This is a genomic window from Herbaspirillum sp. Her4 (assembly GCF_057961335.1).
On record NZ_CM176330.1, the window covers coordinates 1,868,937 to 1,895,153 of the forward strand.

A 26,217-nucleotide genomic window follows, 5' to 3' on the forward strand; every position below is an offset into this window, starting at 1 on the left:
ACAAAAACGCTTGCACTAAGCACTGTTTTTTTATACAGTATCGCTCTATCGGGGCGGTCATCCACTGCCCCCCGGGCAGCACCCGCGGCCTGCCAGCGATGGCCAGCCACCGCGAGCAAGATCCAAGCAACATTCAAGCAACATCAGCAAGACTCCCCCTGACACCCGTCTTCACGACATTTTGCCGAGAGAGATTTATGGACGACAAAAAAGCTGCGAACAACTCTGAAAAGAGCAAGGCGCTGGCCGCCGCGTTGGCACAGATTGAAAAGCAGTTTGGCAAGGGCTCGGTGATGCGCATGGAAGATGGCGTCATCGCTGAGGAAATCCAGTCCGTGTCCACCGGCTCCCTGGGCCTGGACATCGCGCTGGGCATCGGCGGCCTGCCGCGCGGCCGCGTGATCGAAATCTACGGTCCCGAATCCTCGGGCAAGACCACCCTGACCCTGCAATCGATTGCCGAAATGCAGAAGCTGGGCGGCACCTGCGCCTTCATCGACGCCGAGCACGCGCTGGATGTCACCTACGCGCAAAAGCTGGGCGTGAACCTGAACGACCTGCTGATCTCGCAGCCCGACACCGGCGAACAAGCCCTGGAAATCTGCGACGCCCTGGTGCGCTCCGGTGCGGTGGACCTGATCGTGGTCGACTCCGTGGCCGCGCTGACCCCCAAGGCTGAAATCGAAGGCGACATGGGCGATTCCCTGCCGGGCCTGCAAGCCCGCCTGATGTCGCAGGCGCTGCGCAAGCTCACCGGCAGCATCAACCGCACCAACACCACCGTGATCTTCATCAACCAGATCCGCATGAAGATCGGTGTCATGTTCGGCAACCCGGAAACCACCACCGGCGGTAACGCGCTGAAGTTCTACGCTTCCGTGCGCCTGGACATCCGCCGCACCGGTTCGATCAAGTCGGGTGATGAAGTCATCGGCAGCGAAACCAAGGTCAAGGTCGTCAAGAACAAGGTTGCGCCCCCGTTCCGCGAAGCCCACTTCGACATCCTGTATGGCGAAGGCACTTCCCGCGAAGGCGAGATCCTGGACCTGGGTTCGGAACACAAGGTGGTCGAGAAGTCCGGTGCCTGGTACAGCTACAACGGCGAGCGCATCGGCCAGGGCAAGGACAATGCCCGTAACTACCTGAAGGAACATCCGGAACTGGCTCGCGAGATCGAGAACAAGGTCCGTGTCGCCCTGGGCGTGCCGGAACTGGCCGGTGGCGAAGCGGAAGCCAAGGCTTCCTGAATCCGCGCTTAAAGGATTCAAGCGCCATCGCGGCGACAGGGTTTGCCTGAGCCCTGGGTGTCGTGATGGTGGCTTGTTTATCTCGCTGGTGCCGTGCTGTGTTGGCGGTCTCAGGGGGAGGCAATACCGCAGTACAGCAAGTTCGCAACATGCCAAGACCGCCGATCAGCCTGAAAGCAAGGGCGCTCAAATATCTCTCTTCACGTGAGCATAGTCGCCAGGAACTTGCGCGTAAGCTTGCCCCTTACGCGCAAGAGGGCGATGACATCGAAGAGCTCCTGCAATGGCTGGAGCAGTCCCGTTTTCTTTCCCAGGAACGTTTTTCCGAATCGCTCGTGCATCGCCGCTCGGCGCGCTACGGCAATCAGCGCATCATCTCCGAACTTCACGGCCATGGCATTGAAGGTGAAGCCATCGCCGAACTGAAGGCCGATCTGGCCGCCGGGGAGGGCGAGCGTGCCGCGCAGGTGCTGCGCCGCAAGTACGCCGCACCGCCCGAGGATGCCGAGACCCGCGCCAAACAGATGCGCTTCCTCCAGCAGCGCGGTTTTTCCCATCGCAGCATCCGCGAAGCCTTCCAGACCGCTTGGGCCGACGACGAAGAATCCGCCTGAACCCAAGCTGCATCCAGCAGGGCCGGCCCGGCCAAGCACATTTTTCCCGCGTTTTCCTCGAAATCTCCCACCGGCGTGCGGCTTTGTCCTGCCCGATGGTAATTCCTGCGCATTGCGCCCGGTGTTAGCGCTACCGGCCAACAGGCCGTTTGTCGTGTGCTAGAATTCGGAAGTTTTTGCTGCGGCGCGCAAGCCTGAGGAGATACCGCGTGTTGCCGGTTTGTTAAAACGGCGCAACGGTGCAAGGCCCACGTCAGGAGCAGGAATGGATAATGCGAACGCTTCGGCGCAAGCTGGTGCGTTTCGACTATCAGACCAACTAAAGCAGACGGCATGCATATGCCCAATTCGACGAATTCACTCGCAACCCGCGCAGCTCACGCCTGCGCCCGACTCCATCCGGCAACGGATGCGACCCCCGCCTGCGGGTTGCAGTCTGCTTTCTGGTCGGCCGGCTCAATGCCGGCTTCCGAATTTCAATCCGGCAAGTTTCATTCATTCAGTGTCTAAAGGGAAGCTCCCATGAAAATCCATGAGTATCAGGGTAAAGAAATCCTGCGCCAGTTCGGCGTAACCGTGCCGCGCGGCATTCCTTGCATGTCGGTCGACGAAGTCGAAGCGGCTGCCCAGAAGCTCGGCGGCCCGGTGTGGGTCGTCAAGGCCCAGATCCATGCAGGCGGCCGCGGCAAGGGCGGTGGCGTGAAGGTGGCCAAGTCCATCGAGCAGGTCAAGGAGTACGCCAACCAGATCATGGGCATGCAGCTGATCACCCACCAGACCGGCGCTGAAGGCCAGAAGGTGCGTCGCCTGCTGATCGAAGAAGGCGCGGACATCAAGAAGGAACTGTACGTTTCCCTGGTCACCGACCGCGTCTCGCAGAAGGTCGTCCTGATGGCCTCCAGCGAAGGCGGCATGGACATCGAAGAAGTTGCCCACAGCAACCCGGAAAAGATCCACAACGTCATCATCGACCCGATCGATGGCCTGACCGACGCCCAAGCCGACGACGTGGCTGCCAAGATCGGCGTGCCTGCCGCATCGATCCCGGCTGCTCGCCAGAACCTGCAAGGCCTGTACAAGGCTTACTGGGAAACCGACGCATCCCTGGCTGAAATCAACCCCCTGATCCTGACCGGCGACGGCAAGGTCATCGCCCTGGACGCCAAGTTCAACTTCGACTCCAACGCCCTGTTCCGTCACCCGGAAATCGTCGCCTACCGCGACCTGGACGAAGAAGATCCGGCTGAAGTCGAAGCCTCCAAGTTCGACCTGGCCTACATCTCCCTGGACGGCAACATCGGCTGCCTGGTCAACGGTGCCGGCCTGGCCATGGCCACCATGGACACCATCAAGCTGTTCGGCGGCGAGCCGGCCAACTTCCTGGACGTGGGCGGCGGCGCCACCACCGAGAAGGTCACCGAAGCCTTCAAGATCATGCTGAAGAACCCCGAACTGAAGGCCATCCTGGTCAACATCTTCGGCGGCATCATGCGCTGTGACGTGATCGCCGAAGGCGTGATCGCGGCTTCCAAGGCCGTCTCGCTGAAGGTGCCCCTGGTGGTCCGCATGAAGGGCACCAACGAAGACCTGGGCAAGAAGCTGTTGGCCGATTCCGGTCTGCCGATCATCTCGGCCGATTCCATGGAAGAAGCCGCCCAAAAGGTCGTGGCAGCTGCCAAGTAAGTAACCCAACACGCAAGCCTGCGCGGCGCGAGCCGCCGGCTGCAAGCGATTGCAGCCCAGGCGCCGCCCGCGGCGCAGGCATCACAGTCAAGGAAGAGAAATGTCGATCCTCATCAACAAAGACACCAAGGTCATCACCCAAGGTATCACCGGCAAGACCGGCCAGTTCCACACCCGCATGTGCCGCGACTACGCGAATGGCAAGAATGCCTTCGTCGCAGGCGTGAACCCGAAGAAGGCCGGTGAAGACTTCGAAGGCATCCCCATCTATGCCAACGTCACCGAAGCCAAGAACGCCACCGGCGCCACCGTCTCCGTGATCTACGTGCCGCCCGCCGGCGCTGCTGCTGCCATCTGGGAAGCCGTCGAAGCCGAGCTGGACCTGGCCATCTGCATCACCGAAGGCATCCCCGTGCGTGACATGCTGGCCCTGAAGGACCGCATGGCCAAGGCCGGTTCCAAGACCCTGCTGCTGGGCCCGAACTGCCCCGGCCTGATCACCCCGGACGAAATCAAGATCGGCATCATGCCCGGCCACATCCACAAGAAGGGCCGCATCGGCGTGGTTTCCCGCTCGGGCACCCTGACCTATGAAGCCGTGGGCCAGCTGACCGCCCTGGGTTTGGGCCAGTCCTCCGCCGTCGGTATCGGTGGCGACCCGATCAACGGTCTGAAGCACATCGACGTCATGAAGGCCTTCAACGACGATCCGGACACCGACGCCGTCATCATGATCGGTGAAATCGGTGGTCCTGACGAAGCCAACGCTGCACGCTGGATCAAGGACAACATGAAGAAGCCGGTGGTTGGCTTCATCGCCGGCGTGACCGCGCCCCCGGGCAAGCGCATGGGCCACGCAGGTGCCCTGATCTCCGGTGGTGCTGACACCGCTGAAGCCAAGCTGGCCATCATGGAAGAGTGCGGCATCAAGGTCACCCGCAACCCGTCCGAAATGGGCCGTCTGCTGAAGTCGGTGCTGTAATTGACCACGGGCTGACTCACTCAGCCACGGCAGTAAAGCAGTACCGCAAGACCCGCATGGGGAGCTCCGGCTCCCCATGTCATTTCTGGCAAGCCGTCCCGATGGGAGGCACTAACCGCGCATAACGCGGTCTTCCAGCCATGCGCCCGATCCGAGGCGCTGTTTTTCCAAGAGGACATGCATGGAATTCCTGGCCAACCTGAACTGGGTCGCCGTGGCGCAGATCATCCTGATCGATATCCTGCTCGGTGGCGACAATGCCATCGTCATTGCCCTGGCCTGCCGTAACCTGCCCGACAAGCTGCGCATGAAGGGCATTGTCTGGGGCACGGTGGGTGCGATCGGTATCCGCATCGCCCTGATCGCCTTCGCCGTGACGATGCTGCAGTTGCCATTCCTCAAGCTGATCGGTGGCATCCTGTTGCTGTGGATTGGCATCAAGCTGCTCAACGAAGACGATGAGCACACCGACATCAACGGCAGCGACCGCCTGTGGGGTGCCGTCAAGACCGTGATCGTGGCGGACCTGGTGATGAGCCTGGACAACGTGATCGCCATCGCCAGCGCCGCTGAGCAAGCGGCCGGTGAGCACCAGCTGCTGCTGGTGGTATTCGGCATCGTGGTCAGCATCCCCATCATCGTCTGGGGCAGTACCCTGGTGTTGAAGCTGATGGAGAAATTCCCGGTCATCGTCACCCTGGGTGCAGCCTTGCTGGGCTACATCGCCGGTGGCATGATCTTCAGCGATGTCGCGGTACAGGGCTGGATCGAGGGCTTCATTGGCGACACCGAATTCGTGTTGCCGGGCGCTGCGGTGCACCTGAGCCTGCCCGGCCTGGTCGGTGCGCTCGGTGTGGTGCTGACCGGCCTGACGCTCAAGCGCCGAAAGCAGGAGCGCCAGAAAACGGCCGTCTGAGCGGCAAAGGTGCGTGCAGGCCATGGGGATGGCCGACACGCTGCACACCAGAACCGGTGCCGCGGCGCCCGATACCCGGCCATGCTTGAGCCAGGTCAGCGCCGCAGCACGACAAACCTGATAGCTTTGCAATTTTTTCGCTGGTACGCATGACCGGCGCTGCCGATACTGGCAACGCCCTTTTCATTTTTACGAGGATCCCATGAAACCCGTCGTCACCCGTCGCCCCCAACAAGGCTTCACCCTGCTCGAACTGATGGTCACGCTGGCCATCGTCGGCATTCTTGCGATGCTGGGCGCCTCGCAATACCAGGACTACATCGCCCGCGCGCGCGTCTCGGAAGGCTTCAACCTGGCCGAACCCTACAAGCTGGCCGTGACCGAGCAGATCAGCTCCAACAACGGCGTCTTCACCGTGGCGCAACTGGGCCTGCCGGCCTTCACTCCGACCGACAACGTCAGCAAGATCGAAGTCTCGCCGATGGAGAAGCGCGGCGTGGGCGGTGTCATCACCATCACTTACAGCCCGCGTGTGGGCGACGGCGGCACGCTCACGCTGACCCCGACCATCACCTCCGGTACCATCCAGTGGCAATGCGCTGCCAAGGATGTGAAGCAGGCGGCCACGCCCGAAGGGGCTACGGCCAATACCGGCTTCGTTGCCGGTACGCTCCCGGCCAAGTTTGCACCGGCCAACTGCCGCGGCTGATCTATGCTTGCAGCAGCGGATGCAGCATGAAAAAACGCGCCCTCGGGCGCGTTTGTCATTGGTGTTGTCCACAGGTGAATTTGCTGCAGCTTCCCGCCTCAAGGGCGCGCCATGCTGATGTCGCTCTTGCCGCCGCGCTTTTCGGTCACGCAGATATCGGTCATGACCATGGTCTTGTCGACCGCCTTGCTCATGTCGTAGACGGTCAGCAGCCCGACCTGCACGGCCGTCAGTGCTTCCATCTCCACCCCGGTCTTGCCGAAGGTTTCCACTCGCGCGGTACAGCGCACGGAAGAACTGGCCGCATCGGTCTCGAACTCCACCGACACATGCGTCAAGGCCAGCGGATGGCACAGCGGAATCAGGTCGCCCGTGCGCTTGGCCGCCATGATGGCGGCGATGCGGGCGATGCCCAGCACGTCGCCCTTCTTGGCCGTGCCCGATTCGATGATGGCCAAGGTGGCCGGCTGCATGCGGATCACGCCGGTGGCCAGCGCCACGCGATGGGTCTCGTTCTTGCCGCCGACATCGACCATGTGCGCTTGTCCGCCCTGGTCGAAATGGGTGAGGCCGCCGTTGGGCGCGGAGTCGCCGGATGTGCTCATGCTGGTTCGCTGATGATGAAATGAAGGGAAAGGAGCGGGTATCATAGCAGGCAGCCTGCGGCTTGCCGCCAGCGCCGAGCTGTGCACCGACTGCACCGCCGCCGCTGTCTTGCTTTCACCATGTGTCTGCCATCGATGACTGGGTCCATGCAACGAACCGTCCCTGAACTTTCCCGCCGCCCCCTGCGCCGCCTGCTCATGCGTGCGCTCAGTGCCACCTTCCTGCTGCTGCCGGCCGCTCCCTTGACGCTGTTGCCGCATCCCGGCGTGGCGCAAGGCCTGCCGACCCTGGGCGATACCGAACGCGAAGGCCTGTCGCCGCTGATGGAGCGCAAGCTGGGCGAAGAAATCATGCGCGACATCCGCACTGACCGCGATTATGTCGACGATGGCCCGATCTCGGAATACCTCAACAATTTCGGCCAGAACTTGGTCTCCATTCATCCTGAGGTGCGCGGCGAGGCTGGCTTCGATTTCCAGTTCTTCATGGTGCGCGATCCCATGCTGAACGCTTTCGCGCTGCCGGGCGGCTTCATCGGGGTCAACAGCGGCCTGGTGCTGGCGGCACAGTCGGAATCCGAACTGGCCGGCGTGATGTCGCACGAAATCGGCCACGTGGCGCAGCGTCACATCGCCCGCATGCTGGGCCAGCAGAAGCAGAATTCCATGATCCAGCTGGCGGCCATCGTACTGGGCGCGCTGGCCGGGGTGTCCAAGGCCGGTGGCGATGCCGCCATGGCTACCATGATGGGCGGCACTGGCCTGGCCGTGCAGCGCCAGCTCAACTTCAGCCGCGATGCCGAACGCGAGGCCGATCGCATCGGCCTGCAGATCATGCGTGATGGCGGCTTCGATCCGTCGGGCATGGTGACCTTCTTCGGCCGCTTGCAGACGGCCTCGCGCAATTACAGCGATGCCGTGCCGCCTTACCTGATGACGCACCCGCTGACCACCGAGCGTATCGCCGACATCCAGGCCCGCATCCGCGACCAGCGCTACAAGCAGCGCGTGGACAACCCGGAATTCCAGCTGGCGCGCGCCCGTACCCAGGTCTTGCAGAATGACGGCGTGCAGGGCCTGCGCGACAACGTCGCCAAATTCACCGACCAGGCCAAAGGCAATACCAAGCTGATGACGGCTGCCGCCAAGTATGGCTTGGCTTTCGCCTACTACCGCCAGAACCGCTTCGAGCAGGCCGAGGCCGCATTGAAGGAGGCCCAGGAAGCGGCCATCCCGATGAAGACCGGCATCTTCTTCGGCAGTCTCGACATCGACATCAAGATCGCCCGCAAGCAGACCCAGCAGGCGCTGCAGGTGGCGGAGAGCATGCGCCAGCAATACCCGATCTCGCGCAGCGTCGCGCGCCAGTACGCCGATGCCCTGATCGCCGCCAACCGCTACGACCAGGCCGTGGGCTACCTGCGCGACCAGGCGCAGCTGTATCGTTCGGATGCCCAGGTGCAGCAGCTGCTGGCCAAGGTCTACGCCGCGCAGGGCAAGCAGGCCCTGCAGCATCTGGCGTTGGCCGAATCCTATGCACTCAACGGCAGCCTGCTGGCGGCCATCGATCAGTTGGGGATTGCCCGCAAGGCACCGGATGCGACTTTCTACGACCAGTCACAGATCGATGCGCGCGAGCGCGAATGGAAGGCGCGCTGGAAGGATGAGCAGAAGGAGCTCAAAGACCGCTGACCCCTGCCTGCCGGAAAGTCAGGCGGGACGGGGGCTACAGACGAATCTGAAAGTTTGTTCCAGTTGATCGCTGGCGATGCGTTGCAGCGGCAGGTCCTGCCCGTTCCAGGTGAAGGAAAGTGTCAAATCCTCAGCGCCCTCCAGCCAGCGCAGCAGGGCCTCTTCATCTGTTTGCCCGGCGTGATGCAGGCAGGGCAGCAGGGTGGCCAGGTCGCGGTCATCGACGCCGGCAATGATCTCGCCGCTGCGCAGGTAGAGTCGGCCGCGTTCATCCATCCAGGCGGCATCGACTTGTTCCACCGCGGCCTGGGTATGCAGGATGAGGGAGGGCACAAGCGCATCCGCGCCCGGCTCGGTCCGCAGGATATGCGGCATCCACTCCAGATCCACGTACACCCGCTGCGGCCCGTTCTGGAAGTACCAGCGGCCGCTATCGTCGCAGGCGTAGTTGCGGTCGATGAAGGCCAGCAGGGCAGGGTGGCGGATGGGGTCTCCGGGCAGTTCCAGTTGCTGTGCCCTTTCGTCGCGCATGCGCCATTGGCCGCGCGCATCCAGCCGCAGCCAGCCGAAGCAGTACGGCACGTTGGGCCAACGGGCCATGGCCTGGCGGACGATCTCATCCATGGGCCAACTCCGCGCGGGCCACGAAGGCGCTTTCCGCTTTACCTTCCAGGAAATGCATCAGCCGCTGCGGCAGCCACGCCAGGCTGCCCGGCGGCCCGCCTGCGGCAAAGCCGACATGGCCGCCCTGTTCGGGATATTCCAGCAGCACTTCCGGTGCCGCCGAGCGCGGCAGGTGGCGCGCCGGCAGGAAGGGATCATTCTGCGCATTCAATACCAGCGTGGGCACGCTGATGTCGTGCAGGATGTGCTTGGCGCTGGCGCGGTCCCAATAATCGTCGGTATTGCGATAGCCGTGCAGGGGCGCGGTGACCACGTTGTCGAAGGCGTAGAGATCGCGCGCTGACAGCAGGGCCTCGCGGTCGAACAGGCCCGGGAACTGGTCCAGCTTGGCCAGGCACTTGGGCCGCATGGTGCGCAGGAACACCCAGGTATAGAGCCGGTTGAAACCACTGGCCAGCGCCGCACCGCCCCCGGCCAGGTCCAGCGGGGCAGACACCGCGCAGGCGGCGTCGACAATCTCGGCCTCGTGCTGGGATTCGCCCAGCCAGCGCAGCAGGGCATTGGCACCCAGCGAGACGCCGCAGGCATACAGGTGCGTGGCCGCCAGGTCTTGCTGGCGCAGCTTGAGGCGGCGGATGATCCAGTCCAGCTCGGCGGTATCGCCCGAGTGATAGAAGCGCGGCGCCAGGTTGATCTCCCCCGAGCAGCCGCGAAAATGCGGAATCGCCCCATGCCAGCCACGCCGCTGCACCTCGGCCATGAGCGCGCGGCTGTAGTGGCTGTCGGAAGAGCCTTCCAGCCCGTGGAACAGCACCAGCAGCGGCCGTCCCGGCTGGCCGTCGACGAAATCGATGTCGATGAAGTCGCCATCGGGCGCTTCCCAGCGCTCGCGCCGGAACGCCACCTTCGGCTTGGGCAGGAAGGTGGACGGATAGATGGTCTGGAGATGGCCGCCGGGAAGCCAGCGGGGCGGGACGTAAAGCATGATGCAGCCTTGCTCGGAATCGGATGGCGCAAGCGCCTGTGGATAAATCAGGCCGCCGTCAATGCAGCATGGCCCCGCTGATCACCGGCTCCACCGGTGCCGCGCCGGGTGCGACCGAGGCGTGGTGCATCACCATGCGCCAGCCCAGGGCTGTCTTGAGGTAGACGTTGGTGGCGATGACGTGCACATCCTGCTGCGGGTCGCCGCCGTGGTCGATGTCTTCCACCACGCTGTGCACGGCGGTCATCATGTTCTGGGTGGCGTGCAACTGGCGCGGGCGGATGTGCAGGCCGCCGTTGGAAAGGATGTCTTCCCATACGGCGCGGATATCTGCGTGGCCGACCAGGCGTTGTGCGCCGGGGTGGATGCAGACGATTTCCTCGTCATCGGCCCACAGGTCCATCAGCGCGTCCAGGTCGGCACGGGCCAGGGCGTCGTAGTAGGCAGCTTCGATTTCATCGGGCGAACCATGGATCAGTTTGTTGCGGGGCATGACAATCTCCGGATCAGATGAAAAGAGGGCCTTGTGGGCCCTCTCGTGTCTGGTGCGAAAGCTCGATGTTAGTGGCCTTTGACCACGGTACCGGGTTTGAGCTGGTACTGGGTACCGCAGTACGGACATTTGGCCGCGCCGTGCGCGTCCAGTTCCAGGAACACGCGCGGGTGCGAGTTCCAGGCCGACATGCTGGGGTTGGGGCAGTGGGCCGGCAGGTCCTTGCCTTCGAGCAGGATCACGCCCTGCGATGCTTGAGCTTGGCTCATCTTGTTCTCCGTTGCTTGCAATTGACTGAAGTTGATACGTGAAAATCTGCGCTGATCCGCCCGCGCCTCACACCAGCGTGAGCCAGTGCTTGTACTGCGGTGCCCGCCCCGAGACCACGTCGAAGAACAGGGTCTGCAGCTTCTCGGTGATGGGGCCACGGCCGCCGTTGCCGATGACGCGGCGATCCAGTTCGCGGATCGGCGTGACCTCGGCGGCGGTACCGGTGAAGAAAGCTTCATCGGCGCAATACATCTCGTCGCGGGTGATGCGTTTTTCGATGACCTCGATGCCCAGGTCGCGCGCCATGGTCAGCACGGCGTCGCGGGTAATGCCATCCAGGCAGGAGGCCAGGTCGGGAGTATAGATCTTGCCGTTCTTGACGATGAAGACATTTTCACCCGAGCCTTCGGAGACATAACCGTCCGTGTCCAACAGCAGCGCTTCGTCGTAGCCATCGGCCAGCGCTTCCTGATTGGCCAGGATGGAATTGATGTAGTAGCCGCTGGCCTTGGCGCGCACCAGCGAGACGTTCACATGGTGGCGGGTGAAGGAAGAGGTCTTCACGCGGATGCCCTTGTTGATGCCGTCTTCGCCCAGGTAGGCCCCCCACGGCCAGGCCGCGATGGCCACGTGGATCTGGTTGCCCTTGGCGGACACGCCCAGCTTTTCCGAGCCGATCCAGATCAGCGGGCGGATGTAGCAGGATTCCAGCTTGTTCTCGCGCACCACCTGGCACTGCGCCTCGGCCAGGGTGGCCTGGTCGAACGGCACTTCCATCTGGAAGATCTTGGCCGAGTTGAACAGGCGCTGGGTATGTTCCTTCAGGCGGAAAATGGCCGTGCCTTCCGCGGTCTTGTAGGCGCGTACGCCTTCGAAGACACCCATGCCGTAATGCAGGGTGTGGGTCAGTACGTGAATGGTGGCGTCTCGCCAATCGATCAGCGCGCCGTCCTTCCAGATCTTGCCGTCGCGGTCAGCCATGGACATGGTGGTCTCCCTGTGTGCGGTGAATGCAAACTTCCCGAAATGGATTGTTCCGTTCTGACAAATCGAACTGAACAAAGAGCACCATTCTAGCGGATTCACGCGAGTAAAAACTTTCATCTGTAGAATGAAAGGCCTGAGTGAAAATGCACACACCACCACGCGCGCCGACCCTCTGCGGCCGGCCGCTTCTTCAATCGCCCACGGAAGACCAATGCAGAAGGAGACAGGCGAGGACCGATCAGGGGCCGGGAGCAATCCCCCCGCGCACGACCCTGACGCTGCCCGCCGCATCGAGAAGGAAGCCTTCCAGGAAGGCTGGCGCGCCAGTGCCTCGACCATTCCCGCCGTGCTGGCCTGGGGCATGGTTTCGGGCATGGCCATGGTCAAGTCGGGGCTGACGATCTACCAGTCGCTGGGCATGAGCTTGCTGGTCTATGCCGGGTCGGCCCAGTTCGCGGCGCTGCCCCTGCTGGCGGCCGGAGTGCCGCTGCTGGTGGTGTTCTTCACCGCCATGATCGTCAACCTGCGCTTCGTGATCTTCTCGGCGGCCGTGGCACCGCATTTCGAACACCTGCCCTGGTATCGCCGGGTCTGGTACGGCTTCTTCAATGGCGATATCTCGATGGCCTTCTTCCCACAGCGCTATCCTCCCTCTACTTTTCATCAACCTGCCGGCAAGATCGGTTATTTCGCAGCGATCTGCTATCCGGGTTGGGTCGCCTGGCAGCTTGGTGCGACCATCGGCATCCTCCTCGGCAGCCAGATTCCGGAAAGCTGGAATATCGGCTTTGCCGGCACCCTGGCCCTGATCGCCGTGATGATCCCCATGACCAGCAGCCTGCCGGCCCTGGCCGGGGTGGTGGTGTCGGGTACGGTGGCGGTGCTGGCGCTGGACCTGCCGTACCGGCTGGGCCTGCTGCTGGCCATGGTGCTGGGCATGGCGGCGGCGATGCTGGCCGACAAGCTGCTGCCCGGCAGCGGCAGTGACGGCGATGCAGAGGCGACGGCATGAGCGACTGGTATGTCTGGGGCGCCATTGTGCTGCTGACCATCTCCACGGTCGTCACCCGCAGCGGCTTCTTCCTGTTCGGCCATGCGGTCAAGCTGCCGCAGCGCGTCAAGCATGCCCTGAGCTACGCGCCGGCAGCGGCCATGGCGGCCATCATCTTCCCGGATCTGGTGACTTCAGGCGGGGCCATCGAGATGAGCCTGGCCAACCCGAAGTTGCTGGCCGGCATCGGTGCCGGCGTTTTCTTTGCGGCAACGCGTCATCTTTTGGGAACTATTGTCGCAGGAATGTCACTCTTTACACTGCTGCGCTGGTTGCTATGAAGTTTCGCGCAGAGCGCCAGGATGCGCTCCGGATGTTGTTGAGGCTGCCAAAAAGCCGTCAGGAGCGGGTCAGGCTGGAGTAAAATACGGCGTTTTTCGCCCCCTTCTTCGAATTCCACCCTATGAAATTCAACCGACTGAGCGATTTGATTTCCGCCAAGCAATTGCAAGGCAAACGCGTCTTCATCCGTGCCGATCTGAACGTCCCGCAGGATGATGCCGGCAACATCACCGAAGATACCCGCATTCGCGCTTCGGTCCCGGCCATTCGCGATGCCCAGCAGGCAGGCGCTGCAGTGATGGTGACCTCGCACCTGGGCCGTCCGACCGAAGGCGAGTTCAAGCCCGAAGATTCGCTGGCCCCGGTGGCCAAGCGCCTCTCCGAGCTGCTGGGAAGTGAAGTCAAGCTGGTCGCCGATTGGGTCGATGGCGTGGAGGTGCAGCCCGGCCAGGTCGTGCTGCTGGAAAACTGCCGTCTGAACAAGGGCGAAAAGAAGAACAGCGACGAGCTGGCGCAAAAGATCGCCAAGCTCTGCGATATCTACGTCAATGACGCCTTCGGTACCGCGCACCGCGCCGAAGCCACCACCTACGGCGTGGCCAAGTTTGCCCCCGTCGCCTGTGCCGGCCCGCTGCTGGCCGCCGAGCTGGATGCGCTGGGCAAGGCCCTGAACCAGCCGGCCCGTCCGCTGGTGGCCATCGTGGCCGGTTCCAAGGTCTCGACCAAGCTGACCATCCTGAAGACCCTGGCCGAGAAGGTCGACAACCTCATCGTCGGTGGCGGCATCGCCAATACCTTCATGCTGGCGGCCGGCCTGAAGATCGGCAAGTCCCTGGCCGAGCCGGACCTGGTGGACGACGCCAAGGCCATCATCGAACTGATGGCCAAGCGCGGCGCTTCGGTACCTATCCCCACGGACGTCGTGGTGGGCAAGGAATTCTCCCCGACCGCTGCAGCCACCGTGAAGGCGGCTGCTGATGTGGCTGACGACGACATGATCTTCGACATCGGTCCCCAGACCGCTGCCGTCCTGGCTGAACAGCTGGGCCGCGCCGGCACCATCGTCTGGAACGGCCCGGTGGGCGTGTTCGAGTTCGACCAGTTCGGCGGTGGCACCGAAACCCTGGCCAAGGCCATCGCGGCATCGTCCGGCTTCTCGATCGCCGGTGGCGGCGATACCCTGGCCGCCATTGCCAAGTACAACATTGCCGACAAGGTCGGTTACATCTCCACCGGTGGTGGCGCTTTCCTGGAATTCCTGGAAGGCAAGACCCTGCCGGCTGTCGAGATCCTGCTGCAACGCGCGCAGTAAGCGTCACCGGCGCTGCGCCCTGTTGCCGTGCGCAGCGCCCGGCTGTTCCATCCGAATTCTGAGTCTGTAGCACCACCAATGATGAACGCGTCCGAGACGCGCGTTCGGGGCGGAAGCTCTCCGCCTGATCGGCCCTGCATCGGGCCGGGCAGCGGGCTTCTATCACCAAGTCGCAACCAGAAGGTATTCATGTCCAGAGCAACAAAAATCGTCGCCACCATCGGTCCCGCTTCCAGCGACCGTGACACTTTGACCCGCATGATCCGCGCCGGCGTTGACGTCGTGCGTCTCAATTTCTCGCACGGCAAGCCGCAGGACCACATCGACCGCGCCACCCTGGTGCGCGAAGTGGCCGACGAATGCGGCAAGAAGGTCGCCATCATGGCCGACCTGCAAGGTCCCAAGATCCGCGTGGGCAAGTTCGAGAATGGCAAGATCATGCTGGCCAACGGCGACAAGTTCATCCTCGATTCCGATTGCCAGATGGGCAATCAGGAACGGGTGGGCCTGGACTACAAGGCACTGCCGCGCGACCTGAAGGGCAACGACGTGCTGTTGTTGAACGACGGCCTGATCGTGCTGAAGGTCGAACGCGTGATGGGCAACGAGATCCACACCGTGGTCAAGATCGGTGGCGAGCTGTCCAACAACAAGGGCATCAACCGCCAGGGTGGCGGCCTGTCCGCACCGGCGCTGACCGCCAAGGACATGGACGACATCAAGACCGCCATGAGCTTCCAGGCCGATTACGTGGCCGTGTCCTTCCCCAAGAACGCCACCGACATGGAAATGGCGCGCCAGTTGTCCAACGTCGCCGGTGAGCCCTTCGGCCACAAGCCGATGATGATCGCCAAGATCGAGCGCGCCGAAGCCATCCCGCTGCTGCAGGAAATCCTGGATGCCTCCGATGGCATCATGGTGGCCCGTGGCGACCTGGCCGTGGAAGTGGGCAATGCCGCCGTGCCGGGTTTGCAGAAGCGCATGATCAAGATGGCGCGCGCCTCCAACAAGTTGACCATCACCGCGACCCAGATGATGGAGTCCATGATCGTCAACGCCGTGCCGACCCGCGCCGAAGTCTCGGACGTGGCCAACGCCGTGCTGGATGGCACCGATGCCGTGATGACCTCGGCCGAGACCGCCTCCGGCAAGTATCCGGTGGAAACCGTGGAAGCCATGTCGGCCATCTGCCTGGAAGCCGAGCGCTCCGAGAACGTGCAGCTGGACGCCGATTTCCTGAACCTGCGCTTTACCCGCGTGGACCAGTCCATCGCCTATGGCGCGCTGTTTACTGCACACCACCTGCGCGTGAAGGCCATCGCTGCGCTCACCGAATCCGGTTCGACGGCGCTGTGGATGAGCCGTCACAACATCGATATCCCGATCTTTGCGATCACCCCCAATGTCGCCACGCGCCGCAAGGCTTCGCTGTTCCGCAACGTGCATACGCTGGAACTGGCCCAGGCGCCCGACACCGAAGCCATGTTGAAGGGCGCCCAGGATCTGCTGCTGGCGCAAGGCGTGGTACAGAAGGGTGACCTGATCGTCGTGACCTGGGGCGAGCCCATCGGCCAGGTCGGCGGCACCAATGCGCTGAAGATTCTGCGCGTTGGCGAGTACTGATTTTTCATCGTTCTGGAGTTTTCATCATGCCTCTCGTATCCATGCGTCAACTGCTGGACCATGCCGCCGAAAACGGTTACGGCCTGCCGGCGTTCAACGTCAACAACCTGGAGCAGGTCACTGCCATCATGGAAGCCGCCAATGAAGTCGGCGCGCCCGTGATCATGCAAGCCTCCGCCGGTGCCCGCAAGTACGCGGGCGAAGCCTTCCTGCGCCACCTGATCTCGGCGGCCGTGGAAGCCTATCCGCACATCCCCGTGGTGATGCACCAGGATCACGGCCAGTCGCCGGCGGTCTGCATGGCGGCCATCAAGTCCGGTTTCTCCTCCGTGATGATGGATGGCTCGCTGGAAGCCGACGGCAAGACCGTGGCCAGCTACGAGTACAACGTCGAAGTCTCGCGCAAGGTGGTCGAGTTCTCGCACGCCATCGGCGTGACGGTCGAAGCCGAACTGGGCGTGCTGGGTTCGCTGGAAACCATGAAGGGCGACAAGGAAGACGGCCACGGTGCTGACGGCACCATGACCCGCGAACAGCTGCTGACCGACGTCAACCAGGCTGCCGACTTCGTCAAGGCCACCCAGTGCGACGCACTGGCGATTGCCATCGGTACTTCGCACGGTGCCTACAAGTTCTCGCGCAAGCCCACCGGCGACATCCTGGCCATCGATCGCATCAAGGAAATCCACGCCCGCATCCCCAACACCCACCTGGTGATGCACGGTTCTTCGTCGGTGCCGCAGGAACTGCTGGCCGAGATCCGCGAATTCGGCGGTGACATGAAGGAAACCTACGGCGTGCCGGTCGAAGAAATCCAGGAAGGCATCAAGCACGGCGTGCGCAAGATCAACATCGACACCGACATCCGCCTGGCCATGACCGGTGCGATCCGCCGCTACCTGTTCGAGAACCCGTCCAAGTTCGACCCGCGCGACTACCTGAAGCCAGCCCGCGAAGCCGCCAAGCTGGTCTGCAAGGCACGTTTCCTGTCCTTCGGCTGCGAAGGCCAGGCGGGCAAGATCAAGCCGGTCTCGCTGGAAAAGATCGCCGAGAAGTACAAGAGCGGCGAACTGGCACAGATCGTCCAGTAAGCACGCAAGCCGCTGAACGGCCTACGCCGGACGCAAGGCCCCACCGACCGGAATCGCCCTGAAAATGGCGGTTCCGGTTTTTGACTTTACGAGAAGACCACCATGAGCAGTCTCTACAAATCCTCGATCACTTCCCTGCCGCTGCTGGGCACAGGCAAGGTCCGCGAAAACTACGCCGTCGGCGACGACAAGCTCTTGATCGTGACCACCGATCGCCTGTCGGCCTTCGATGTCATCATGAACGAACCGATCCCCGGCAAGGGCAAGGTCCTGAACCAGATGAGCGATTTCTGGTTCGAGAAGCTGGGCCACATCGTGCCCAATCACCTGACCGGCGTCGATCCCGAGTCCGTGGTGAGCCCGGCCGAAGTGGAGCAGGTGCGCGGACGCGCCGTGGTGGCCAAGCGCCTGAAACCGATCCTGGTGGAAGCCGTGGTGCGCGGCTACATCATCGGTTCCGGCTGGAAGGATTACCAGGCGACTGGCGCGATCTGCGGCATCAAGCTGCCGGCCGGCCTGCAGCAGGCCTCCAAGCTGGAACAGCCGATCTTCACCCCGGCCGCCAAGGCTGACCTGGGCGAACACGACGAAAACATCAGCTTCGAAGAAACCGAAAAGCGCATCGGCACCGAACTGGCCCACAAGATCCGTGACGTCGCCATCCAGCTTTACAAGGAAGCCGCTGATTACGCGGCCACGCGCGGCATCATCATCGCCGACACCAAGTTCGAATTCGGCCTGGATGACAACGGCGTGCTGCACCTGATGGATGAAGTGCTGACTGCAGACTCTTCGCGCTTCTGGCCGGCGGACAGCTACCAGGTCGGCATCTCGCCGCCGTCCTTCGACAAGCAGTTCGTGCGCGATTACCTGGAAACCGTCGAGGGCTGGCAGAAGACCCCGCCGGCACCGGCGCTTCCGGCCGATGTGATCGAAAAGACCGGTGCCAAGTACCGCGAGGCGCTGGAACGCCTGACCGGCGAGAAGCTCAAGGACTGACGAGGACCGGACATGAACGATACTGTCAAACCGTTGATCGGCGTGGTCATGGGGTCGTCCTCCGACTGGGAGGTGATGCAGAATGCGGTCGCCATCCTGAAGGACTTTGGCGTGCCCTTCGAAGCCCAGGTGATCTCCGCGCACCGCATGCCGGACCAGATGTTCGCCTACGCCGAGAGCGCCCGCACGCGCGGCCTGCGCGCCATCATCGCCGGTGCCGGCGGGGCTGCACACCTGCCGGGCATGATCGCCGCCAAGACCATCGTGCCGGTGCTGGGTGTGCCGGTGCCTTCCAAGTATCTGCGTGGCGAGGATTCGCTGCTCTCCATCGTGCAGATGCCCAAGGGCATTCCGGTGGCCACCTATGCCATCGGCGAAGCCGGTGCCGCCAATGCGGCGCTGTCGGCCATCGCCATGCTGGCCACCACTGACGCGGCCCTGGCTGAAAAGCTGGAAGCCTTCCGCAAGACCCAGACGCAAGTCGCCCTCGACATGAAGTTGCCTGTATGACCCAGCAGTCCGCCTCCACCCTTCGTCCCGCCGTTCCCTCGACCACGCCGGCCACCTGGCTGGGCGTGATGGGCGGTGGCCAGCTCGGCCGCATGTTCGCCCACGCGGCGCAGAGCATGGGCTTCAAGGTCGCCGTGCTGGAAGCCGATGCCGACTGCCCGGCCGGGCAGGTGGCGGACCGCCTCATCAACGCCGCGTACGACGACGGGGCGGCGCTGGCTGAACTGGGAGCGCTGTGTGCGGCCATCACCACCGAGTTCGAGAACGTCTCGGCCAAGAGCCTGGCCACCCTGGCGGCACAGACCTTCGTGGCACCCGCGGCTTCCGGCGTCTCGATTGCGCAGGACCGTACTGCCGAGAAAGCCTTCTTCACCGAGTGTGGATCGCAGTCCGGCGTGCTGCCGGCTCCGCACCTGGTGATCAACAGCGAGGCCGATATCGATGGTCTCGATGCCAAGCTGCTGCCGGGCATCCTCAAGACGGCCCGCATGGGTTATGACGGCAAGGGCCAGGTGCGCGTGCGCACTGTCGACGAGGTGCGCGCCGCTTTCGCCGCCATGAAGGGCGTGACCTGCGTGCTGGAGAAGATGCTGCCGCTGGCCTATGAAGTCTCGGTGCTGGTGGCGCGCGGCCATGATGGCCAGGCCGTGGTCTATCCGATTGCCGAGAACGTGCATCGTGACGGCATCCTCTTCACCACCACCGTGCCCGGTCCCAACATCAAGGCCGATGCCGCTGCGCGTGCGCAGCAGGCGGCTTTGCAGATCATCGGCGCGATGCAGTATGTCGGTGTGCTGTGCATCGAATTCTTCGTGCTGGACGATGGCGCGCTGGTAGTCAACGAGATGGCCCCGCGTCCGCACAACAGCGGCCACTACACCATCGATGCCTGCGTCACCAGCCAGTTCGAACAGCAAGCCCGCGCCATGGCGCGCCTGCCGCTGGGCGATACGCGCCAGCATTCGCCCTCGGTGATGCTGAACATCCTCGGCGATGTCTGGTACGAGGATGACACGGACGCCCAGCGCGAACCGGCCTGGGATCAGGTGCTGGCACTGCCCGGTGCGCACCTGCACCTGTACGGCAAGGCTGAAGCGCGCCGTGGCCGCAAGATGGGCCATGTCACTTTCACCGGCGCCACGCTGGCCGATGCACAGCGCCAGCTGGCAGCCGCCTGCGCCATCCTCGGCATCACGCTGTAAGCGAGGCCGGCGATGAACGACAAGCGCGCTTCTTCCATTGTGTCCATCGACGTCGCGGCCATCATGCACGCCGCGCGCAAGCTGGAGCAGGGCGGGCTGGTGGCCTTCCCGACCGAGACCGTCTATGGCCTCGGCGGTGACGCCGAAAATCCGGCCGCCATTGCTGCCATCTATGCGGCCAAGGGACGTCCTGCCAATCATCCGGTGATCGTGCACGTTTCACCGGAAGCCGATATCGGCTACTGGGCCGCGTCGGTACCGGTGGAAGCGCGGCGCCTGATTGCCTCGTTCTGGCCGGGTCCGCTCACGCTGATCCTCAAGCGCGCGGCGCACATTCCCGATGTCGTGGCCGGTGGCCAGGATTCGGTGGGCGTGCGCTGCCCTTCGCATCCGGTGGCGCAAGCGCTGCTGCGCGAATTCCGTGGCGGCAAGGGCGGCATCGCCGGTCCCTCGGCCAACAAGTTCGGACACGTCAGCCCCACCACCGCCGAGCACGTGCGCGAGGAATTCGGCAGCGATGCCGACAGCCCGGTGGACTATGTGCTCGACGGCGGACAGAGCGAAGTGGGCATCGAGTCCACCATCGTCGACCTGTCCCGCATCGAGACCCATGGCCCGGTGCTGCTGCGCCCCGGCCAGATCAGCGCGGATCGTATTGCTGCCGTGCTGGGTGTGCCGCTGGCGACGCCCGACGCCACCGCACCGCGCGCATCAGGTACGCTCGATGCGCACTACGCACCGCATACGCCGGTGGTGCAGGTTGCGTCGGCCGAGCTGCCAGCGCTCCTGGGCAAGCTGGCTGGCATCGGTCAGAAGGTCGCGTTGATCCAGCGCGAATTCCGGGGTGATGGTGTGCCCGGCGTGACGGTGATCCGGCCCATGCCACTCACTGCCGATGCTTATGCCCACGATCTCTATGCCGCCCTGCGTGACATGGACCATGCAGGCGCAGACCTCATCGTGGTGGAGTCCCTGCCCCTCAGTGCAGACTGGCAAGGTGTCAACGACCGCCTGCGCCGCGCGGCTTTCGATTCGCAGGGTTTGCTGGCGCGCCTGCTTCAGGGCTGAACGGCAGCTCAACCATAGTTCGCTCGTCCGCTCAGCCAGTGACCTGCCAGGGACAAGTCGTCGCTTTGTACTTCCTCCACGCCCCCGTTCTGCTGCGCCAGTACTGACTCGCCAGTCAGTACGCGGTTGCCAAAAGCAGACATGCACTATCGTGCTCTTCACATGTTCTATACAAAATGTGACAAAGCTGGCATAGTATCTCCACCGAATAGCACGCGCGTTCTTTTTGTTTCGTCAGCGTAAAAACCACGTACGGACCAGTTACGCAGGATTACGTTGAATAATGAAAAACGGTAACCAGCCGTGACAGCAATCCCGTCTATCGCCAGACATCGGGAATAAAAAATCCGGGCACTGCCCGCAACTCTTGGAGACAGCAATGCAAAAACAATTTTCCTTCCTGCCCAAACTCGCCGCATTGTCCGTGATGGCAGCGTGCGCTGCACCGGCCATGGCGCAGACCGCGGGCAGCAATATCATCAATCTCGGCTGGTTCCATCTGGCACCCCAGGATTCCAGCGAAACCCTGCGCAAGAACGACGGTCCTGGCGCTGGTCCGATCCCCGGTTCCGGCGCAACCGTCAATAGCGCCGATACCCTGGGCATCGCTTTCACTCACTTCCTGACGGACAACGTCTCGCTGACCGCCGACCTGGGCATTCCGCCGACCTTCAAGCTTGACGGTACCGGCACGCTGGCCGGTGTGGGTCAGATCGGACAGGCCAAGCAGTGGAGTCCGGCGATCGTCGCGAAGTATCACTTCGGTGATGCCAACAGCACCTTCCGCCCCTTCGTTGGTGCCGGCGTGACCTATGTCTGGTATGACAACATCGAACTGAGCAACAACTTCCAGCGCACCATCTCCAGCAAGTACACCAATGGTGCCGTCACCAGCGCCAAGTCCAGTGCCGCCCTGAGCTCGTCGTGGGCCCCGGTGCTGACCGTGGGTGCCAACTACAACTTCGACAAGAACTGGTCCGTGGGCTTGTCCGTGTCCTACATCCCGCTCAAGACCAATGCCGACATCACCACCGAGCTGCCCGCTGCAGCAGGTGGCACGACGCACTCGAGCACCAGCCTGACGATCAACCCGATCGTCAGCTTCCTGTCGGTGGGCTACAAGTTCTAAGACCGGAACACTGCTGCAAAAAAATGGCACCCGGAGCAATCCGGGTGCCATTTTCTTTTGGGCAGCTGCCTCAAAGCACAGCAGACGCGCTGTTCAGAAAGCCTCAGTCTTCGTGAGCCGGCCGTTGTGGAAGACCAGCGCGGCCTGCGGGTCGACTTCGCAATGTTCCACCTCGCCCACGAAGATGACGTGGTCGCCTTCCGGATACTGGCTGCGGTTGTGGCATTCGAACCAGGCCGAGGCCCCATCCAGAATCGGCTGGCCGGTGCGCGAGAGCGTGTAGGCCACGCCTTCGAAGCGGTTCTCCATCTTGCTGGCGAATTGCTGCGCCAGATGTGCCTGCTCGGCGCTGAGGATGTTGATCACGTAATGCGAATTGCCGGAGAACACCGGCAGGCTGTTGGCGCGTGTGCCGAGGCTCCACAGCACGAGTGGAGGATCCAGCGAAACCGAATTGAAGGAGCTGGCGGTCAGTCCCAGGAGACTGCCATCGGCCAGCCGCGTGGTGATGACGGTGACGCCCGTGGCGAACTGCGACAGGGCCTGGCGGAAATGCGCCGCGTCGAACTGACGCGCTTCGGCGCGGGGAAAGCGTGTGTGCATCGGGAGTCTGCTTGGAGGTCGAAGCGCTGCGGCCTGCACCTTGCGGCCAGCCGGTCAATGCGCGGAGATGCACATGATAACGGATCGCGCGCAGTCTTGCCGTGCGGGCTGGGCTTGGATGGCTTGAGAATGCTTCACATCGGCCTCACTTGAGGTGCTGAATTGGAGTAAAGTTTTATAACAAGCAACTTAACGGGAGAACATCATGGCCACGGAAATTGCAGTACTCGGCGGCGGCTGCTTCTGGTGCCTGGAAGCGGTGTACCAGCAGGTCAAGGGCGTGCAGTCGGTGGAGTCCGGCTATACCGGCGGCAGTGTGGTCAATCCCAGCTACGAGCAGGTGTGCGGCGGCCAGACCGGGCATGCGGAAGTAGTCAAGCTGGCCTTCGATCCGCAGCAGATCAGCTTCCGCGAGATTCTGGAAATTTTCTTCACCATCCATGACCCGACCACGCTGAACCGCCAGGGCAATGACGTCGGTACGCAGTATCGTTCAGTCATCTACTATCAGGACGAGACCCAGCATGAGACGGCCAGGCACATCATCGCCGAGATGGCCCTGGTGTGGGATGCGCCCATCGTGACCGAACTGTCGCCGCCGCAGACCTACTATCGCGCCGAGGACTATCACCAGAACTACTTCGTGCAGCATCCCTTCCAGGGCTACTGCGCCTTCGTGGTGGCGCCCAAGGTGGCCAAGCTGCGTGAGGTGTTTGCCGAGAAGAGCAAGCCGGAATAAATTCTCGCCGGCGTTACGACGTCCCAAGTACTACGTACAACGGGCCTGCCTCCGGGAAGAGGGCAGGCCCGTTGCTTGATGGGGCTGGCGAATGCTTATTGTTGTGCGTAGATGTACCTGCGCGACCACGGCAGCTGCTGTGCGCTGCGGCCGGCCTTGGTGCAGATGACCTGATACAGCGAGATCCAGTCGCGTTCGAAACCGTAGGCGCTGCCGGCCAGGTAAACGCGCCAGATACGGTAGCGCTTCTCGTCGGTCACGCGGTGGATGGCGTCGGCGTTGGCTTCGAAATTGTCGGCCCACAGGCTGCAGGTGCGGGCATAGTGGCGTCGCAGGTTTTCGACGTCGAAGGCTTCCAGGCCGCCTTCCTGCATGGTCCGCAGCACCGTGCTGATGTGCGGCAGTTCGCCGGCGGGGAACACGTACTTGTCGATGAATTCACCGGCCCCATAGGGCGACTCGCCATTCTCGATGTCGGTGCTGGTGATGCCGTGGTTCATGGCCATGCCGCCATCGGCCAGCAGCTTCCTGATCTGGGCAAAATACGTCGGCAAATTCTTGATGCCCACATGCTCGAACATGCCCACCGAGGTGATGCGGTCAAAGGTGCCGGTGACGTCACGGTAGTCCTGCAGGCGAATCTCGATGCGGTCGCCGAGCCCGGCCGCTTCCACCCGCTCGCGCGCCAGGGCGTACTGGTTCCTGGAAAGCGTCACGCCCACGCAGCGCGCACCGAATTTCTGCGCCGCCCGCAAGACCAGCGCACCCCAGCCGCAGCCGATGTCGAGCAATGTGTGGCCGGGCTTGAGCTGGATCTTCTCCAGGATGTGGTCGATCTTCTTGAGCTGGGCCGTGGCGAGATCCTCGTCGCCGTTCTCGAAGTAGGCGCAGGAATACACCATGTTCTCGTCCAGGAACAGCTTGTAGAAATCGTTGGAAACGTCGTAGTGATACTGGATGGCTTCGGCGTCCCGCTTTTTGGTGTGCGTCACGCTGCGCACCATGCGGCCCAGCCGGCCCTCGGCCTTGAGGGTGTTGGAAGCCAGACCGTTGGCGACCTGGATGATGCTCTTGACCTTGCCCTCGACCTCGATCTTGCCTTCGACGTAGGCCTCGCCCAGGTTGGCCAGCGACGGCTTGAGCAGTGAAGTGATGGCTGAAGCGTGCGGAACCTTGAGCGTGACTTCAGGCGTACCGCTGCTGAAGTCGTAATGCTGTCCGTTCCACAGCTCCAGCCGCAGTGGCAGGGCCGACACATTGCGAATGTTTTCTACCCAGGCGTCTAGCTTCTTTTCCCAAAACACGATGTCCTCCGCGTCAGTGATGAATGCTGATCGGCCCTGCCAGGCATCGTGCGATGTCCTCAGGGCTGCAGGCGCTGCCGTTGCCACTGGCCATCATCGGAGCGCGTGTAGAGCACGCGGTCGTGCATGCGGGAGGGGCGGCCTTGCCAGAATTCGATGCGATCGGGAATCACCCGGTAGCCGCCCCAGTGTTCCGGGCGGGTCGGGTGGTCCCCGAATTGCTGCTTGGTTGCTTCGTATTGCTGTTCCAGCGTCTCGCGGCTGGCCACGGTCCGGCTCTGCTGCGAGGCGATCGCGCCGAGCTGGCTGGCCAGGGGGCGACTGTAGAAGTACGCGTCGCTCTCTTCCTTGGTCACGCGCTCGATCTTTCCTTCGATGCGGACCTGGCGTTCAAGTTCGACCCAGTGGAACAGCAGCGCCACGTACGGATTCTCCGCCACATCGACGCCCTTGCGGCTGTCGTAATTGGTAAACCAGGTAAAGCCCAGCTGATCGAACTGCTTGATCAGCACGATGCGCGACGACGGCCGTCCATCAGCCCCCACGGTGGCCACGCTCATGGCGTTGGGCTCGGGGATCTGCGCCTTGGTCGCTTCGTCGAACCAGACTGCAAACTGGTCAACGGGATCGGCGGCAGTGTCGAGTTCGGACAAACTGGCGCGGCTGTAGTCTTTACGTAGGTCAGCTAACGACATGCTTCTTGCTCCTTGGGGAGTGGCGCTAGATTAGCGCGTTTCAAAATGTTTTGCAGAGCAGCAAAACGGCGAATGCGAGCCATTGTGCGGCTTGGCGGCCGCTTGCTCCATGATCGCAAGCAAGGCGCGCCAATAAAAAAAGCCGATGCATTATCGCATCGGCTTTCGTGGTTTGCCGGGGCCGGACCAGGTCCGGCCGCTTCAGGCAAGCGCGGGCAGGATCAGTTGGTCTTGACGGCTTCGACCTGGATGGCCAGCTTGGTCTCCATCGAGAAACCATACTTGGCACCGTAGTCGATACCGAAATCGGCGCGGTTGAAGGAGGCCGATGCATCGCCGCCGCAGACCTCACGCTTGAGCATCGGGTGCTGGATGCAGGTGAACTTGTTCAGGGTCAGGGTGACCGGCTTGGTCACGCCGTGCAGGGTCAGTTCGCCTTCGACGGTGGCCGGCTTGTCGCCGTTGAACTTGATGTTGCCCTTGTATTGGGCGGTCGGGTACTTGGCGACGTCGAACATGTCGGCGCTCTTGGCGTGATCGTTCATCTTGGCCATGCCGAAGTCGATGGAGGCGGTATCGATGGTGATGTCGACGGTGCCGGTCTTGGCAGCGCGATCCAGGGTCACGGTGCCGCTGGTCTTGTCGAACTTGCCGCGCCAGATGGACACGCCCATGTGGTCCGCTTCGAAGCTGGGGTAGGTGTGGCTGGGGTCGATGCTGTAGGTGTCGGCAGCGTTGGCGGAGACGGCGGCACCGGCGGCGACCAGGGCGAGCAGGAGGTGATTCAGTTTCATTTGTTTGG

Annotated in this window: 29 protein-coding genes; 18 read left to right on the forward strand and 11 right to left on the reverse strand. The window is 62.9% G+C overall.

All coding sequences use genetic code 11. The features are described 5' to 3' along the window. The first annotated feature begins 197 nt into the window (after nt 1-197). The 6 genes from recA (at nt 198) to ACWFUC_RS08565 (ending at nt 6,151) form a co-directional block, all read left to right on the forward strand. Nucleotides 198-1,247 (forward strand): recombinase RecA, encoded by a 1,050-nt coding sequence (gene recA, locus ACWFUC_RS08540; protein WP_034341268.1) that lies wholly within the window; start codon nt 198-200, stop codon nt 1,245-1,247. Between the two features lie 149 nt (nt 1,248-1,396). Further along, nucleotides 1,397-1,861: a recombination regulator RecX gene (gene recX, locus ACWFUC_RS08545; RefSeq protein ID WP_121043014.1), complete on the forward strand. Its 465-nt coding sequence runs from the start codon at nt 1,397-1,399 to the stop codon at nt 1,859-1,861. 522 nt (nt 1,862-2,383) lie between these two features. Next, complete coding sequence (gene sucC, locus ACWFUC_RS08550; RefSeq protein ID WP_121043016.1) at nt 2,384-3,544, forward strand: ADP-forming succinate--CoA ligase subunit beta; 1,161 nt, start codon at nt 2,384-2,386, stop codon at nt 3,542-3,544. 100 nt (nt 3,545-3,644) lie between these two features. Beyond that, nucleotides 3,645-4,526 (forward strand): succinate--CoA ligase subunit alpha, encoded by an 882-nt coding sequence (gene sucD, locus ACWFUC_RS08555; protein WP_013232695.1) that lies wholly within the window; start codon nt 3,645-3,647, stop codon nt 4,524-4,526. Nucleotides 4,527-4,707: 181 nt separating this feature from the next. Further along, nucleotides 4,708-5,442 (forward strand): TerC family protein, encoded by a 735-nt coding sequence (locus ACWFUC_RS08560; protein ID WP_489624648.1) that lies wholly within the window; start codon nt 4,708-4,710, stop codon nt 5,440-5,442. A 202-nt stretch (nt 5,443-5,644) separates the two neighbouring features. Then, the gene (locus ACWFUC_RS08565; protein WP_039789165.1) at nt 5,645-6,151 is read left to right on the forward strand and encodes a pilin; all 507 of its coding nucleotides are present in this window, start codon (nt 5,645-5,647) and stop codon (nt 6,149-6,151) included. 98 nt (nt 6,152-6,249) lie between these two features. Here the strand turns inward: ACWFUC_RS08565 and moaC are convergent, their stop codons facing one another. Further along, on the reverse strand, nt 6,250-6,756 hold the full coding sequence (gene moaC, locus ACWFUC_RS08570) for a cyclic pyranopterin monophosphate synthase MoaC (protein WP_121043022.1): 507 nt from the start codon (nt 6,754-6,756) through the stop codon (nt 6,250-6,252). A gap of 147 nt (nt 6,757-6,903) precedes the next feature. On the opposite strand from moaC, the gene ACWFUC_RS08575 reads away from it, so the two are divergent. Beyond that, on the forward strand, nt 6,904-8,448 hold the full coding sequence (locus tag ACWFUC_RS08575) for a M48 family metalloprotease (RefSeq protein WP_134135467.1): 1,545 nt from the start codon (nt 6,904-6,906) through the stop codon (nt 8,446-8,448). Nucleotides 8,449-8,466: 18 nt separating this feature from the next. On the opposite strand, the gene ACWFUC_RS08580 is transcribed toward ACWFUC_RS08575, so the two are convergent. The 5 genes from ACWFUC_RS08580 to ACWFUC_RS08600 all read right to left on the reverse strand — a co-directional run bounded on the left by ACWFUC_RS08580 (nt 8,467) and on the right by ACWFUC_RS08600 (nt 11,807). Next, complete coding sequence (locus ACWFUC_RS08580; protein ID WP_489624649.1) at nt 8,467-9,072, reverse strand: DUF2946 family protein; 606 nt, start codon at nt 9,070-9,072, stop codon at nt 8,467-8,469. Further along, nucleotides 9,065-10,057 (reverse strand): YheT family hydrolase, encoded by a 993-nt coding sequence (locus tag ACWFUC_RS08585; RefSeq protein WP_489637562.1) that lies wholly within the window; start codon nt 10,055-10,057, stop codon nt 9,065-9,067. The genes ACWFUC_RS08580 and ACWFUC_RS08585 overlap by 8 nt, the downstream gene beginning before the upstream one ends. 58 nt (nt 10,058-10,115) lie before the next feature. Next, on the reverse strand, nt 10,116-10,550 hold the full coding sequence (locus ACWFUC_RS08590; protein ID WP_121043029.1) for a YybH family protein: 435 nt from the start codon (nt 10,548-10,550) through the stop codon (nt 10,116-10,118). A gap of 68 nt (nt 10,551-10,618) precedes the next feature. Further along, nucleotides 10,619-10,819: a zinc-finger domain-containing protein gene (locus ACWFUC_RS08595; protein ID WP_008325571.1), complete on the reverse strand. Its 201-nt coding sequence runs from the start codon at nt 10,817-10,819 to the stop codon at nt 10,619-10,621. Between the two features lie 67 nt (nt 10,820-10,886). Continuing rightward, on the reverse strand, nt 10,887-11,807 hold the full coding sequence (locus ACWFUC_RS08600; protein WP_121043031.1) for a branched-chain amino acid transaminase: 921 nt from the start codon (nt 11,805-11,807) through the stop codon (nt 10,887-10,889). A gap of 211 nt (nt 11,808-12,018) precedes the next feature. Here ACWFUC_RS08600 and ACWFUC_RS08605 point away from each other — a divergent pair, with 211 nt between their 5' ends. From ACWFUC_RS08605 to ACWFUC_RS08645, 9 genes are all read left to right on the forward strand, one after another. Continuing rightward, complete coding sequence (locus tag ACWFUC_RS08605) at nt 12,019-12,819, forward strand: AzlC family ABC transporter permease (protein WP_121043033.1); 801 nt, start codon at nt 12,019-12,021, stop codon at nt 12,817-12,819. Continuing rightward, complete coding sequence (locus ACWFUC_RS08610) at nt 12,816-13,139, forward strand: AzlD domain-containing protein (protein ID WP_489624651.1); 324 nt, start codon at nt 12,816-12,818, stop codon at nt 13,137-13,139. The genes ACWFUC_RS08605 and ACWFUC_RS08610 overlap by 4 nt, the downstream gene beginning before the upstream one ends. 122 nt (nt 13,140-13,261) lie before the next feature. Beyond that, a complete protein-coding gene (locus ACWFUC_RS08615; protein WP_489624652.1) occupies nt 13,262-14,452 on the forward strand; it encodes a phosphoglycerate kinase in 1,191 nt (396 codons plus the stop codon). Nucleotides 14,453-14,641: 189 nt separating this feature from the next. After that, nucleotides 14,642-16,075, forward strand: a complete 1,434-nt coding sequence (gene pyk / locus ACWFUC_RS08620; protein WP_034331813.1) for a pyruvate kinase — start codon at nt 14,642-14,644, stop codon at nt 16,073-16,075. A 26-nt stretch (nt 16,076-16,101) separates the two neighbouring features. Next, nucleotides 16,102-17,166, forward strand: a complete 1,065-nt coding sequence (gene fba, locus ACWFUC_RS08625; RefSeq protein WP_006461735.1) for a class II fructose-bisphosphate aldolase — start codon at nt 16,102-16,104, stop codon at nt 17,164-17,166. A 102-nt stretch (nt 17,167-17,268) separates the two neighbouring features. After that, entirely contained in the window at nt 17,269-18,165 is an 897-nt protein-coding gene (locus ACWFUC_RS08630; RefSeq protein WP_134135463.1) for a phosphoribosylaminoimidazolesuccinocarboxamide synthase, read from the forward strand. Nucleotides 18,166-18,177: 12 nt separating this feature from the next. Continuing rightward, a complete protein-coding gene (gene purE, locus ACWFUC_RS08635) occupies nt 18,178-18,675 on the forward strand; it encodes a 5-(carboxyamino)imidazole ribonucleotide mutase (RefSeq protein ID WP_034331809.1) in 498 nt (165 codons plus the stop codon). Further along, a complete protein-coding gene (locus ACWFUC_RS08640; protein ID WP_489624653.1) occupies nt 18,672-19,877 on the forward strand; it encodes a 5-(carboxyamino)imidazole ribonucleotide synthase in 1,206 nt (401 codons plus the stop codon). Before purE ends, ACWFUC_RS08640 begins: the two co-directional genes overlap by 4 nt. Before the next feature lie 12 nt (nt 19,878-19,889). Continuing rightward, nucleotides 19,890-20,945, forward strand: a complete 1,056-nt coding sequence (locus ACWFUC_RS08645; RefSeq protein ID WP_489624654.1) for an L-threonylcarbamoyladenylate synthase — start codon at nt 19,890-19,892, stop codon at nt 20,943-20,945. A gap of 8 nt (nt 20,946-20,953) precedes the next feature. Here the strand turns inward: ACWFUC_RS08645 and ACWFUC_RS08650 are convergent, their stop codons facing one another. Continuing rightward, on the reverse strand, nt 20,954-21,088 hold the full coding sequence (locus tag ACWFUC_RS08650; RefSeq protein ID WP_276321816.1) for a hypothetical protein: 135 nt from the start codon (nt 21,086-21,088) through the stop codon (nt 20,954-20,956). A 236-nt stretch (nt 21,089-21,324) separates the two neighbouring features. On the opposite strand from ACWFUC_RS08650, the gene ACWFUC_RS08655 reads away from it, so the two are divergent. Beyond that, nucleotides 21,325-22,074, forward strand: coding sequence for an OmpW/AlkL family protein (locus tag ACWFUC_RS08655; RefSeq protein WP_489624655.1), 750 nt, complete (start codon nt 21,325-21,327; stop codon nt 22,072-22,074). A gap of 93 nt (nt 22,075-22,167) precedes the next feature. Here the strand turns inward: ACWFUC_RS08655 and ACWFUC_RS08660 are convergent, their stop codons facing one another. Next, nucleotides 22,168-22,677: a flavin reductase family protein gene (locus ACWFUC_RS08660; protein ID WP_489624656.1), complete on the reverse strand. Its 510-nt coding sequence runs from the start codon at nt 22,675-22,677 to the stop codon at nt 22,168-22,170. Nucleotides 22,678-22,882: 205 nt separating this feature from the next. Between ACWFUC_RS08660 and msrA the strand changes: the two genes are divergently transcribed. After that, entirely contained in the window at nt 22,883-23,416 is a 534-nt protein-coding gene (msrA, locus tag ACWFUC_RS08665; protein WP_121043045.1) for a peptide-methionine (S)-S-oxide reductase MsrA, read from the forward strand. Nucleotides 23,417-23,511: 95 nt separating this feature from the next. Here the strand turns inward: msrA and ACWFUC_RS08670 are convergent, their stop codons facing one another. The 3 genes from ACWFUC_RS08670 to ACWFUC_RS08680 all read right to left on the reverse strand — a co-directional run bounded on the left by ACWFUC_RS08670 (nt 23,512) and on the right by ACWFUC_RS08680 (nt 26,209). Further along, nucleotides 23,512-24,720 carry a class I SAM-dependent methyltransferase gene (locus ACWFUC_RS08670; protein ID WP_489624657.1) on the reverse strand — a complete coding sequence of 403 codons (1,209 nt, stop codon included), beginning with the start codon at nt 24,718-24,720 and terminating at the stop codon, nt 23,512-23,514. A 59-nt stretch (nt 24,721-24,779) separates the two neighbouring features. Next, a complete protein-coding gene (gene pdxH, locus ACWFUC_RS08675) occupies nt 24,780-25,415 on the reverse strand; it encodes a pyridoxamine 5'-phosphate oxidase (RefSeq protein WP_034332028.1) in 636 nt (211 codons plus the stop codon). Between the two features lie 221 nt (nt 25,416-25,636). Next, entirely contained in the window at nt 25,637-26,209 is a 573-nt protein-coding gene (locus ACWFUC_RS08680) for a YceI family protein (protein ID WP_034332026.1), read from the reverse strand. Nucleotides 26,210-26,217: the final 8 nt, after the last annotated feature.